Raw genomic sequence first — 13,868 nt, forward strand, 5'->3', positions numbered from 1 at the left:
TTGATTAAGGCTGGGGCTTCAGAGCCCCGGCCTTTTTTATGTGCATAGACTTCAGATCTTTGAAAAAGAGTAGGAAGCAAAATGAAAAGGCTAAGAAAGTCCCAATGCCTAAGGTGAGATAAAATTCCTTTGAGTTTTGAAAGTGCTGAACAAGAAAGTAGCAGGCAGCACCCTGGAAAATAAAAACGGAACCTAGGGTGAAGGGCAAGGGACGGGCAGGAGTTGAGAGGCCCTGAAAAGCAAAATTGATCATGATACAGAGGGGGATGAAGATGACGTGCAAGATGGCATACTTAAAGTATTCAGAGCCCTCAGTGAAAATTTCATTGTTTTGAGTAAAGCTTTGGAACCAAAGCTCACTTTTGAAAAACATAAAGAGCCCCAGAACTAAGTTGATAGTTAAGAGTACTTTGAAGGAAAGAATAAAGCTTTCTTTGATCCGTGAGTAGTTATCTCGCCCTAAGTTGGCGCTTATGATAATCATATTGGCAGCACACACAGGGATAGCGAGCATGATCAGGAATTGCTCATAGCGTTTTGATAGAGAGTACGCATCGAGTGTAGCGGGGCTTAAATTAGCTAAGATGGCTTGTGAAATCCCTATGGTGAAGTTGGTGCATGCTGGAACTAAAGCCGCGATACAACTTGTTGAAATAATTCGTTTAAAGATTTCTTGTTTTTCATCATTTTGTATTTTCGAGGTGCATTTTTTGAGCCCTTGGCGCTCATGAAAGAAATCAAGAACTAAAAGAAGGGTCATTAAACTATAAGCAGCCACAGTCGATAAGGCCGCTCCCTTGATGCCCATATCTAAGAAAAGTGACGAATACCAAGCACCGCTCGACTCATAACAAAAAAGTGGCGTCAGCACAGCGTTGAGAACCATAGAGATGAGGCTGTAAACCATCGGACGTACGGCATTGCCAGTACCCCGCATGGCCGATGCGATCACGGCTCCCACACCCATAATAGGGAAAGGCAGGAAATACCAAAAACAATAAGTGTAAGATAGTTCAATAATTTCTGGGTGGTCGATGAGCTGTTGCGCCAAGATGGGGCGTCCAGCAAAAATGACCACCAAGGTGATGAGAACTGAAATAAAGAAGGCGAGCCACATGCCTAAGCGTAAACCAGTGGCGGTGTGAGCGTGTTTATCGGAACTAGAGTAGGCCGCAATGGCCGCACTGACTCCCGTTCCTAAGCCACCATAAATAACGGAACTTGAAAAAGTGATGAGAGGAAAAGAAATGTCGATGGCAGTGAGTTCAGCATCACCCAATTTGGCGATATACCAGGCATCGAGCCAAGAAAAACAGATTGCCGTGAACATCATGATGAACATGGGGACGGCAATCGAGGCAAGTGCCTTTACGATTGATCCCTCAGTTAGTATTTGTTTGTTCTTCATCAATTTCCCGCAAAAGCTTTATTACAGATTCGCTGAACTTACTACAGTTCGCTTGGTTTTGTAGTACAGACACAATGACAATCTCACCATTTTGCTTTCTGTAATAGCCACTTAAAGCTCGCGCATCACGAAGTGTACCGGTTTTTCCCCAAAAGCGGTTCTGAGGCAATAGGTTTTTTGAGGTCTTAGAGAGGGTGCCTTCTTGTCCTGCGTAGGCCATGGCTCGATGCCACAGTTCACGATGCTTTGATTGGTGCATATGGCTCAAAAGTTTGCAGATGTCTCGAGTTGAACTGCGGTTAAGGCGGCTTAGTCCAGATCCGTCCATTAACAGACTTTTCTTTAGGTCAATTGACTTTCTCAATGAATTGAAACCAGAGTTTAAGTCTGCGGTCTTTTGCATTCTTCGCAAATGGAGGGCAAGCAATTCGGCACGAAAGTTATCACTAAAGCGTAAGCTCGAGGTGATTAAATCTAATGTGCTGATTGGTGAAGAGAAGCTCTGTAGTTTTTGCGGATTTCGCAAAGCGGTGTCTGATTGGGTGTCGATATGAATGCCATGTTTATGAAGCTCAGCCTTAAGAATTTCATAAGTCCAATTATTTCCTTCAAGCCTCCAGTAATCTTCTGAATTGACATGAGGCTTGTAAAAAATACTGGAATTTGTGCGAGATTGACTGGAGATTTTGGTGTCAGCAATGAGTTCAAAACTACTTTGCCTAGCGGGGGATGTGGTGACTTCAGCATTTTTAACACTGACATCTACGGTGTTTTCATTGAAGGAAATAAATGAAACACAGGGATAATCTGGAAGAGGTTTTAAAAATGGAGTTTCGCAATGCAAATGTAGTGATTTAAACCGCGATTGTCCCGTTTCTTTGATTGCTTGAGCAAGCTGTGTGATGGCGGAATCGATAAATTGCGGTTCACGGTAGCGAGCAGAGAAAAATAAGTTGCCATGGAAATTGAGCTGTAGGCACTTGTCCTCGATGAAAAGTTCTAAGTCATTTCCAGGTGAGGTGTAAGGGTCAAAGGACTCTAAGGCTAAGGCACAAGTAAAAAGCTTGGTATTGGAGGCCGGCATCAAAGCTGCAGATGGGCGGAGAGATTTGATTTCTCGCCCATCTAAACTTGTGACGCAGTAGCTCAGCATTCTAAAGCTTTGCGGATTTAGCTTTCTTCAGTGAATTTATCTAAAGAATTGGCAAGGTTCTTACATTTAGGGAAGCCAGAGCAAGCGTAAAAAGGTCCGCGTTTCCCAACTTTTTTGACGATGGGAGAATCACATTTTGGGCATTTTACATCCGTCTTTTCTTCGCCACCCGATTTAGCGTCAGCTAAGCCTTCAGGGAATAATTCAGCAGGAATTTTTTCCTTGTAACGACCGACGCACTTTTTGAGTGCGGCTGATTGACGCGGCGTTAAAGAGCCTTTGTTAGCGAAGTTGCTGGAGAGAGACTCGTAGAAACTTTTGTCATCATAAGTCATGCGACCGCGTTTTGTTGGAGCATTCCATTCAGTGACGCTTGAGAGAGCTTTGAGAAGGGCAGTGATTTCTTTGCTTTCTTCAGGGTCGATGACGGCTTCTTCTGGGATCTCGAGTTTGAGTTCCGCGGCTTTAGCTTCAAAATTCTCGACTTGTTTCTGATATTTCAGAACCATCTTTTTGAGGGCATTAATTTGGTTAACACTGAGGTTACGTCCAGATTCGCTCTGAGTTTTGAGAGATTTGTAGAAATTTGCTTCGTTGAAGGCACGACGGCCTTTAGCAGGTTTCTGTGGTTCTTCAAAAGTGACGTTTTCTAGGAGTGCAAGTAATTCAGTAGCATTGCTATCGACATTGATTTTTTTCTCTTCTTCAGCTTTTGCAATGACTTCATTTAGTTCAGTGTCGAAACCGAGTTCAGCTGCTTTTTCTTTGAGATCAGGCATGATGTTGTCATATCTCAGTAAGACTTTGAGAAGCGTTTGCCATTGTTTTTCAGAAAGAGCTTTGTTTTCTTCGAGACTTTCGCGAATAGAACCAATAAATTCTTCGTCACTAAAAGCGTTTTTACCTTTGCCTGTTACAGGCTGATAGGTGATATCTTGTGGGATGATGTCGATGACACCCGCAAAAATACTCTTGTCTGGTGCGCCAGCGGTCTTGGCATCTTCTAGCCAGTCTTTGAAGCCTGAGTAGAAGTCGCCAAGCATCTTAGTCCACTCAAGGTCACCGTGTTCAACTTTGTCCAAGAGCTCTTCCATGTGGGCCGTAAATGTCACTTCAAATAAAGAAGGAAGTGTCGTGATGAGGAAATCGCAGCTCTCCATACCTTTATCAGAAGGATTGAGGCGGCCTTTATCTTTAAAAACGTATTCACGATCTTGGATGGTACGAATGATTGATGCGTAAGTAGATGGACGGCCAACGCCGTTAGCTTCTAATTCTTTGACGAGTGTTGCTTCAGAGAAACGGGGAGGTGGTTCAGTGAAGTGTTGCTTAGGAATCAATTGCAGCAGATCGCAGATTTCACCTTCTTTGAGTTGGGGTAAAATGACGTCTTTACTTTCGCCATCTTGACTGCCATCATCGGAAAAATTGTATACTTTCATGAAACCATCAAAGATTAATACGGAACCAGTGATCTTGAAGAGGTATTCGTGACTCATTCCGATGTTTTCAGGCAAGAAAGTGATGCTGTCTTGGCGATAGAGCGCAGGAACCATTTGACTGGCCACAAAACGCTTCCAAATGAGCGTGTAGAGCTTGAGCTCGTCATCGTTGAGGTAAGGAGCCATTTTTTTCGGTGTGCGAGTGACATCGGTAGGACGGATGGCTTCGTGACCACCTTGAGCAGAGTTTTTCGATTTGTAGAAGTTCGGTTTATCAGGCGAAAACTCACTACCATAAATATGGTTAACAAAGTCGATAGCCGCATTTTGGGCTTCTTTAGCAATGGCAACAGAGTCTGTTCTCATATAAGTGATTAAACCCGCCGTTCCTTCACTGCCGAGATCGCGACCTTCATAAAGCTTCTGTGCCAAAGACATCGTTCTACTCGGGCTGAAACGCAAGTTTGAACTTGCAGCCTGCTGCAGCGTACTTGTAATAAAGGGAGGTGCAGGGCGTTTTTTGCGATCTTTAGATTCTATATCTTTAACTCTGAATTGGCTGCCCTCTAATTCGCCAACGATTTTACTTGAAGTCTCTTCGTTGGGGATGTGAGGTTTTTTACCGTCAATTTTATCGAGCTTAGAAATAAAGGATTGGGCATCTGCTGCCTGATTCTTGAGTTCGGCCTGCAAGCTCCAGTATTCTTCTGGGGTGAAGGCACGAATAGCTTTTTCACGTTCGCAAATAAGACGAAGGGCAACTGTCTGAACACGTCCTGCACTACGGGCGTTTCTTTTCCATAATAAGGGACTGACTTTGTAGCCAACAAGTCGGTCGAGGATTCGGCGGGCTTGTTGAGCGTCAACACGATGCATGTCCACATCGTGAGCTTTGTCAAAAGCGCTTTTGATGGCTGATTTAGTAATCTCGTTAAAAGTAACTCGTTTAAATTCGGCTTTACTCTGCTTCTTGAGTATTTCATAGAGGTGCCAAGCAATGGCCTCTCCTTCGCGGTCCGGGTCCGGAGCGAGGTAAATGTTTTCGCAATTTTTTGCGGAGCTTTTTAATTCGGCGATAACTTTCTTTTTATCGGCACTTACCTGATATTCAGGCTCAAAATCGTTGTCTGGGTCGACACCTAATTTTCGTTGAGGTAAATCACGTACATGACCGAAAGATGCTTTTACTTCAAAATCTTTACCTAGAATTTTTTCAATTGTTTTCGCTTTTGCAGGCGATTCCACAATTACTAAATTTTTTTTACTCATATTGCCTTCGATTTGTAAGTTCGTACTTTTTTCCGGGAAGTAGTCTGATAAGTTTGTGTGTCTCTAAACCTAGCAGGGTGGCTAAGACTTGACCAACATTTAACTCAGATAATTCACAAATTTTGTCCACATGCAGTTCACCGGATTTTAAAATTTCCATAATTCTTCGCTCGTTTTCGTCTAATTGCAAGTCGAACTCACGATTCTCTTGCTTTTCTGTTTGTTCTTTTTTCGCGCTTTTCCTATTGGAGCCAAGCTCAAGATTAAATTCTTCATAAATATCTTTAAAACTCTCTGTGAGGATGGCACCTTGTTTTAAAAGTTGATGACATCCTCGTGATTGCGGGATGTCGACCCGTCCTGGAAGGGCGAAAACGGAACGCCCATATTCCAAGGCTTGGTTAGCGGTGATCAGAGAGCCGCTATTTAATCCCGCTTCGACCACAAGTACTGAGCGTGAAAGAGCGGCGATAATTCGATTGCGCATGGGGAAGGTCCTTCTGTCGGGTGGAAATAAGATGGGGTATTCACTCACGAGCGCCCCATGATCACAAATATCTCGAGCTAATTTTAAGTTGTCTTTTGGGTAGATTTTACCAATTCCACCGCCAAGAATGGCAATTGTCGGTCTCTTGAGTTGAACAGCAGTGTGATGAGCTTTGGAGTCTATGCCAACTGCAAGTCCAGAGATAATTGTCCACGAAGCATAGCTTGCTTCTGTAGCAAGGGCTTCTGTCATCTGAAGGCCATAGTTTGTCGGGCGCCGTGTTCCGACTATCGCTATGTTGCGGTCGTAGTTTTTTAACAAATGCGCATTGCCTCTTATATAGAGGATAATAGGTGCATCGTAAATGTTCCTAAGGCTTTCGGGGTAGAGTGGGTCTTGGCGGTTGATGATTTTAATATCGGCCAAGCGTGCCCGTTCGAGTTCTTCTCGAGGATCATAATTTCTTTCATGATTAAGGATCTCTTCGGCAACTCGCGGCCCAATGCCTGGGCATTTAAGTAGCTCCTTTCTTGAAGCCTTGAAAATATTTTCAGATTTTTTAAACTTTTTGACCAGTTTATTATATGTACGCGGTCCAACGCCAGGTAACATATTCAGGCAAACATCATGTATGATTTCACTGTTCATAACTTTCCTCCGAGTTTCGTACTTATAAAGAGTGTTACAAAGTTCGAGAAGTCAATTTTTTGATGAACAAAACTGATTCAGTAATCTATTGCCTAGACCCATGACCTACATTAGTGGAATTTTCTTAGTAATTCACTTTCAAAAGAATTGCGAACGTTCTTGAATAAAAGTTATAAAATATTAATAATGAGTTATCTACAAAAGTACCTAAAAATTAGTAAACGGATTTCTGGATTAAATAACTATATTTTGATTATTCAAAGTGAATATGCTTACGCCACTTAGGATTTTTTTATAAATTTTTAATTAATAACATATAATGAATAAAGTGCGTAAAAAAATGAAATGCGCATTTCAATTCATTGGCTTTAGCCAAAAAATTAAAAAAATGTTAAAAAAAACTAATAAAAAGCCTTCAGTGCTCTTGAGTCTGAGTTTTAGATGTTTTAGGTTTTAATATGCATTTAAGCATATTTTGATAAAAATTAAAATAAATTATATATAATATTAAGGAGAGTCCTTATGAAGACGCTGATAAAAAGCAAAAGCTTCTCGATTGTAGAAGTCATTGTAGTTTGCGCAGTTGTGGCGATTCTGTCTTCACTGATCATGAGTGCAAGTAGCTCAGTTCGTGAAGCTGGAAGAAAAACAACCTGTTTAAATAACCTCAAACAAATCCAAGCTATATACGAAGCTTATAGAAAAGATCATCGTAAGGCTCCTGCCGGTGATATTTTATTATTAAATGATTTCACTTTCGCTAGTGAGTATATCTCTGAGAGCGACTTGGAAACGTTTATTTGTCCTGGAGATGAATCCAATGAACTTCTAGCAAGAGGCATAGATGGTTTAGATGGTTATACTTCTTATTCTTATGTTCCTATTGATCATTTAAGTAATGGACTTGTTACTAGTGGTAATGAATTAGCTAGTAGTGAAGAAGTTCAACTGGCGTCAATGAAATTAGTTGCATTTGATAAAGATGATGGAAATCACCATGGTAATAGGAATATTGTTTATTTTCACGGTTCTGGAAATAGTAAATCAGGTATTGCTCAAACATTAAAAAGAGGGACATTTTCAGACCTTGCTCTCCTAGATACTCCGGACAACGCCTCAGAAGCTGATGACAACGCCTCAAGCGAGGAAGAAGAAGCTGATGACAATGCCTCTAACGAGCAAGAAGAAGCTGATGATAACGCCTCAAATGAGGAAGAAGAAGCTGATGATAATGCCTCAAACGAGGAAGAAGAAGCTGATGATGACGCCTCAAACGAGGAAGAAGAAGCTGATGATAATGCCTCAAACGAGGAAGAAGAAGCTGATGATAACGCCTCAAACGAGGAAGAAGAAGCTGATGATAACGCCTCAAACGAGGAAGAAGAAGCTGACGATAATGCATTAGAAGAAGCTCAAGAAGAACTAGAAGCTCGTGAAGATGAATTAGTTGAAGCCTCTGATGAAGCCGATGAAGCCTTAGAAGATGCTCAAGAAGCCGAAGAAGCTGCTGAAGCTGCTGAAGCTGCTGAAGAGGCTGCAAGAGAAGAAGCCGAAGAAGCTGCAAATGACGCTAAAGAAGTTGCTGAAGAAGCTGCTAGGAAGGAAGAGGCCCTTGAACAAGCTAAAGAAGCTTTAGAAAATGGACCGCAAGGTTACGATAGCCAGAACGTAACTCTGCCAGATGATAATAAAGGTAGTGTCGTTACAGTTAATACAGATGTTACAGTTACCTTGGAGCTCATTGGCTCAGGTTTTTCTTCAAATTCTATCTATTCAGATATCACAGTTGGTAATGAAACCTATAAGTGGGAAGATGAAGGTGGGGATGCTCACACAAGACACGTCGTTGGTGTGGAAGGTTTGGCTATAGACTTAGATGTTGAGACCGGCTTAACTATTGCAGTTAACGGTAGAAGTTCATATTATGACTCATCCAACCTTCAAGGAAAAGATAACTTAATGGTTTACAGAGATGGCGACAAAGCGACTTCAGTTGGTGGCTATAATGGTCAAGATTCAGTTAAAACATTTTTAAGTGATTATATCGATAAAGATGGTTATGTAACAATTGGTGCAGATCAAGTCATTTTCCTGATGGAATTAGGTACGACTAATAAAAGTAAATCTTATTACGATATGCAGGATTTAGTTGTCTTGGCAACTTTTGAGGTTGTTGCGACAGAGGAAGATGTAGCAGAGCTTGAGAAACAAGTTCAAGAAGCAAAAGAAGCTCTCATAACTGCAACTACTGATGCGAATGCCGCTGCAGAAGCTGCTGCTGAGGCAGCCGCAAAAGCTGAGACCGCAGTAATCGCTGCTGAGGCCGCTGCTGAGGCTGCTGCAGAAGCTGCTGAAGATGTCGAAGCTGCTGAAGAGGCTGTGCTTGAGGCAGAAGAAACAGAAAAAATGTGCCGTAATGGGAACACTCAAAATCAAAATAACGGTTTTGGTAATGGTGACCAAGATGCTCCGGGTAACAGCTTAGAAAATAATAATGCTGAAAATGCCCAAGGTAATAATGGCAATACCAACCCTAACTCAACTTCGAGCGAAGCAGATAACTCAGCGGAAATAGCGGAGTTAGAGGAAAAAATAGAAGAGTGGACAACTAAGCATCAGAAATTTGTAAAAAATGGTAAGAAAAACAAAGCTAAAAATATTCTTAAAAAGATTGAAGCAGCACAAGCTGAGCTGGAGGCTTTGAACTGAGATTTTCTTTCTCAATATAACAGAGTATTTGATCATAAGAGCCTTTTCATTAGAAAAGGCTCTTTTGTATTTGTAGTCCTTAAAGTTTTATAGATGTTTGTGCTTAATGTATTTTGTGAATTTTTTAGATGGATTGTAGGTTTTTGCTAGGTTGTTTGACGTTTGATCAATATAAAGAAATTAAAATTGGATATACATTAAGTAAATGATTTAGAATTTTGGAGAAATTATGAAAAGAATAAAGAAAGCTTTTACTTTAATTGAGATGATGATGGTGCTCGGGATTATTGCCATTCTCTTTGGGATTGGCACAGCTGTATTTACAGTGGCAACGGGGAAATCGGAGATAGCTAGTGCAAAAAGTCAAATAGCCCAATTAACAGCGGCAGTAGAAATGTATTATGACCGTTGGGGTCAGTATCCATTGGCTAATGGAGCCGATGTTAATGATGAGTTTAATTTTGGTGAGTGGCTTTCAAAAATAGCGGCGGATAATACTTTAGACAACAACTGGACGGGTAAGCGAGCTATGTTTATTAAATTTAATGAACAAGGATATGATGTGGATAACCCTGATTATGACGCTGATGGGGCTACTGCTACTGTGGTGTCGGATCCATGGGGGACTCCTTACGGGTACTCATATAACACAGCAACTAATAGTTTTATAATTTATTCTGTTGGGACTTTTGATCAAATCGATGGTGACCTAAAAGCTGATTGGGTTTCTTCTGAATGGCAGTTTAGTGATGATTCTAATGGTCCATACGGGGGTAAAGAGGCACAAGAAGTTGGTATAATTTCCAGTCATTTAAAATAAGAAGGGAGTGTGTAGGAGGAAATGAGGTGGTCTTTGGCGCGCAAGCGCATGTATGAAGCTTGTCCTCGTCGTTACAAGTATCATTATTTAGAAAGTCTCTATGCCTTTGACGAGGATAGGGACTTTTTTTCTAAGAAGCTCTATCAGCGGCGGCACGAAAAGACTTGCGAAGAAATATTTGCGTCTTGTGTTCAAAAAATCATTCCACTGGTGTTTTGCGAAGGTCGCAGAAGTTCTATAGTGAATAAGGCTTTAGATAGTACTATTTCACGAGAACTTATGTCTTACCCCGAGCAGGATCGCGAGCCAATTAAAGATCGACTGTACCCACGAATTGGTCGCTTGCTAGAGTCTTTATTGAGCCTAGATCAGTTCAAATGGCTATCGCCAATGGAGATGTGTTTACACAAAAATGAATTTTTACAGTTTGATACAGATGGTGTGACGGTTGATCTGTTTGTTTCATTGGCCTGGCGAATTAAAGGTGAATTAAATATTCTTCGTCTTCAGTATGGTGGTCTTGATCAAGAGGCGATTGCTTTGGAGGCTTTGGCATTTTATAAACTGTATGGGAGTGATTTAGCAAAAATTCAATTTTGGAATTTATTTATTAGAGAAGATAATTGCTATATGTCTGAGAATAAAGTTGATTTGTCAAGACTGTTTGATGTGCGAGAAATGATTCTAAAAACAAGAAGCTTATTGAATAATGACGAAAATGATTTTCCATTCACAAAAAATATGGCATTATGTGAGTCGTGTAAGTATTTGTCGCTTTGTGAAAGATATGAATGAGAATAAAAGTTAGGTTTTTTTGGTGAGTAAGATTCAAGAGATTTATGGTAAAGTCGAAAGGCAGGAAAGAATAAGCGAAGTAGAGGCCGTGTGCCTTTATGAAGATGGTGATTTGGCGACTCTGCAAAAGTTCGCTCATCAAATACGCAGTGAAAAACACCAAGATAAAACTTTTTATAATCGTAATATTCACTTCGAGCCAACTAATAAATGTGTTTATGCCTGTAAGTTTTGTAGTTTTGCCCGTAAGCCAAAAGCAACAGAAGAGGAAGGCGCTTGGGATTATGGTACTGAAGAACTTAAAGAGCAGTTGGATAAGTACCCAGTAGGCAGCTTGACAGAAGTGCATATTACTGGTGGTGTCCATCCCGATCGCGGCGTCGACTTTGGTGAAGAATTAGTAAGTTTTATCAAGCGCGAACGTCCCGAAATTCATGTCAAAGCTTTCACTGCAGTAGAAGTTACTTGGATGGCAAAACTGAGTAAGTTGAGTGTAAAAGAAACTCTGACTCGACTAAGAAATGCTGGCCTAGACTCCTTGCCGGGTGGTGGTGCAGAGATCTTTGACTCATCGATACGTCGAAAAATTGCAGGTGGTAAGGCGCCAGCGGATAGATGGTTGGAAGTTCATGGGGAGGCACATCGAGTTGGCTTGTCATCGAATGCTACCATGCTTTATGGACATATAGAAGATTATTCACACCGAGTGGATCATATGTCTCGATTACGTCAATTGCAGGATGAAACGGGCGGTTTTAATTCTTTTATTCCCCTGCGTTATCGCAATGAAAATAATAGTATGAGTAACTTAAAAGAAGTTAGCTTAGATGAAGATATGCGAAACTTTGCTGTTGCGAGGATCTTTTTGGATAATATTCCCCATCTAAAAGCCTATTGGGTTATGCTTGGCGTGGAAGAAGCTTTTAAAGCTTTGGACTATGGCGTGGATGATATGGATGGCACTGTAGATGATAGTACAAAGATTTATTCCATGGCGGGATCCATTGAGAACCCTGCTTTAAGTCGAGATTATTTATGTTCAAGAATAGCTGAACACGGCTTTAAAGCGGTGGAAAGAAACTCAGTTTACGAAGAAATATAAGTTTATTTACAGTTTTGTCCTAAGTCGACCTCTCCTAGGCTTAGTTGCCCTTGATTTAAGTAGTATTTTAAAACATACTTTTTCAAATTAGAAATGAATCATAGGAGAGACCATGAACAGCAAAGAGAAATTTTCAAAAGTTCACTTTGTTTCACTGCTCGCGATTGTTGCTTCCTTGGTCCTAACTTCATCTTTGTACGCCCTGAAGTTATGGTACCCCATTGAAATTTTTTCCACTTTTATTTACTTGGGAGCCTTCACTCTTTTAGTTGGAGGAATTGCTTGGCAGAGTAATAGGCTAGAAGCGAAACTTATAGAATACGGTCAGCAGGCAAAAAAAGCTTCTGGTGATGCTTTATTTGAAGAGGAGGAAGGTACCGATTTAGCGTTTGCTAAAAGATCCTTGATGTTTTTTGAACGCTATGTGGTTTCAGTTTTTTGTTTTGCTGTGGGCATTGGCGCTCTCGTAGGGATTTATTATTTTTGGTCGCGACTCGCTACAGATCCTGAGCTTGCCCTTGATAAGAGAAGTTCAAATGCAGCGGCAATGATGATGGGGCTCGCTGCAGGCTATTTTATATTTGCTTCTTATGCGGGCGGTGTTTCGCGAGATGTGGGCAGTTCAAAATTACGGGCATTATCCGGGTGGTTTTATTGTTCAGCGATCATGCTCTTTGTCTTAGGCGTTTTTGAAATCACTTCCGCTTTAGAGCTTTTTGATTACAGAAAACAGGTTAATTACGCTTTTGTGGTTATTATTGCGATCTTAGCAATCGAGATGGTTTTAGGCATTGTGATGGAATCATTTCGCCCTCGTCACAGTGAAGAAGAAAGGGCTTTCTTATTAGAGAGTCGCATGCTAACTGTGATGACCAGCCCCGGTGGTTTAGCATCAAACATTGTGCATGTCATTGAATATCAAACAGGTATTCACGTTTCAGAAAATAGTTTTAATATCGTTTTTAAGAAAGTTTTACTGCCGATTTTAGCCGTGCAGGCTGGCTGGCTGTATTTGATGACGACTATGGTCGAAATTAAACCAGGTTATGCGGGAGTTAGAGAGAACTTTGGTAAAATTAGCCGAGATGCTGGTGGCGAGGTTGTGCAACTTCAGCCAGGACTCAATTTTAAATTGCCATGGCCAATGGGCAAGATCTCTATATATAATGTTGATAAGCTCAGTACTTTTACCGTTGGTCAAGTTAAATCAGCTACCTCTGCTTTGGGAGAGCCACCCATGGAAGAGGACGAGTATAAGATTTCTAATGAAGAGAAAGTTAACGTTTGGGGCCGTAAATCACATGGTGCTCATGAAGAAGGTTATGAAGACTTTAATTACCTAGCCTCTGATGCGGCATCTGAAAAATCAAATATGAACATGTTGACGATTAAGGTTCCCGTTCATTATAAAGTGAAGGATATATATGAGTATCTTTACAATTATAAAGAACCTCAGTTAGTTTTACAGTCATTGGCCGAGCAGGAATTAGTCTCTTACATAGGGCAAGCTGATTATAGCGCTTTCATGGGTAATGACCGTACTCAAGCAGCTGATCAACTCAAGAAAGTGCTCCAAGAAAAAGCCGACGCAATCGACTTAGGCGTAAATGTGGTTTTCTTAGAGATTGAAGCGTCGCATCCTCCTGTAGATACCGTTTTGAGTCACGATAGAGTGATGGGGGCTGTTTTTGAAAGTGATGCAAAAATATTTAAAGCACAAACAAAGGCTAAGAGAGAAGTGAGTGCTGCCAGTAGCTATAAACTACAAATGATTGAAGAAGCAAAAACTGAGAAAGTTCAGCGCATCGCTTTTGCACGAGCTCAATCTGAACGCTTTACGATTCAGCAGAGGATTTACGGTAAGGCACCAGGAATATTTAAGTTGGTTTCTTATTTAGACTTTATTGAGCGCGACCTTAATGGAGTGCCCAAATACATCTTTAATTCGCCAAAAGCAGCGAAAAACATCATCATCAATTTTGAAAATAATAAAAATATTGGCTTACTCAAAAGCCTTAGTGTAGAAGAGGATTAA

The 13,868-nt window shown here is 41.0% G+C and carries 9 protein-coding genes; 5 read left to right on the top strand and 4 right to left on the bottom strand.

The window, feature by feature from the left end; translation table 11 throughout:
* Nucleotides 1-4: 4 nt before the first annotated feature.
* From LNTAR_RS08090 to dprA, 4 genes are read right to left on the bottom strand one after another with little or no spacing between them, the layout of a single operon-like run.
* Nucleotides 5-1,408: an MATE family efflux transporter gene (locus LNTAR_RS08090; protein WP_007278188.1), complete on the bottom strand. Its 1,404-nt coding sequence runs from the start codon at nucleotides 1,406-1,408 to the stop codon at nucleotides 5-7.
* Nucleotides 1,383-2,561: a D-alanyl-D-alanine carboxypeptidase gene (locus tag LNTAR_RS08095; RefSeq protein WP_007278189.1), complete on the bottom strand. Its 1,179-nt coding sequence runs from the start codon at nucleotides 2,559-2,561 to the stop codon at nucleotides 1,383-1,385. Before LNTAR_RS08095 ends, LNTAR_RS08090 begins: the two co-directional genes overlap by 26 nt.
* Before the next feature lie 17 nt (nucleotides 2,562-2,578).
* Complete coding sequence (gene topA, locus LNTAR_RS25390; protein ID WP_007278190.1) at nucleotides 2,579-5,272, bottom strand: type I DNA topoisomerase; 2,694 nt, start codon at nucleotides 5,270-5,272, stop codon at nucleotides 2,579-2,581.
* The gene (gene dprA, locus LNTAR_RS08105; protein WP_007278191.1) at nucleotides 5,265-6,407 is read right to left on the bottom strand and encodes a DNA-processing protein DprA; all 1,143 of its coding nucleotides are present in this window, start codon (nucleotides 6,405-6,407) and stop codon (nucleotides 5,265-5,267) included. Before dprA ends, topA begins: the two co-directional genes overlap by 8 nt.
* Before the next feature lie 522 nt (nucleotides 6,408-6,929).
* Between dprA and LNTAR_RS25395 the strand changes: the two genes are divergently transcribed.
* The 5 genes from LNTAR_RS25395 (at nucleotide 6,930) to hflK (ending at nucleotide 13,868) form a co-directional block, all read left to right on the top strand.
* Entirely contained in the window at nucleotides 6,930-9,116 is a 2,187-nt protein-coding gene (locus LNTAR_RS25395; RefSeq protein WP_007278193.1) for a DUF1559 domain-containing protein, read from the top strand.
* A 229-nt stretch (nucleotides 9,117-9,345) separates the two neighbouring features.
* A complete protein-coding gene (locus LNTAR_RS08115; protein ID WP_007278194.1) occupies nucleotides 9,346-9,936 on the top strand; it encodes a prepilin-type N-terminal cleavage/methylation domain-containing protein in 591 nt (196 codons plus the stop codon).
* Nucleotides 9,937-9,957: 21 nt separating this feature from the next.
* Nucleotides 9,958-10,731, top strand: a complete 774-nt coding sequence (locus tag LNTAR_RS08120; RefSeq protein ID WP_040914481.1) for a hypothetical protein — start codon at nucleotides 9,958-9,960, stop codon at nucleotides 10,729-10,731.
* 22 nt (nucleotides 10,732-10,753) lie between these two features.
* Entirely contained in the window at nucleotides 10,754-11,833 is a 1,080-nt protein-coding gene (gene mqnE / locus LNTAR_RS08125) for an aminofutalosine synthase MqnE (protein WP_007278197.1), read from the top strand.
* 112 nt (nucleotides 11,834-11,945) lie between these two features.
* Nucleotides 11,946-13,868, top strand: a complete 1,923-nt coding sequence (gene hflK, locus LNTAR_RS08130; RefSeq protein ID WP_007278198.1) for a protease modulator HflK — start codon at nucleotides 11,946-11,948, stop codon at nucleotides 13,866-13,868.

The sequence above is a fragment of the Lentisphaera araneosa HTCC2155 genome (assembly GCF_000170755.1).
GTDB lineage: Bacteria > Verrucomicrobiota > Lentisphaeria > Lentisphaerales > Lentisphaeraceae > Lentisphaera > Lentisphaera araneosa.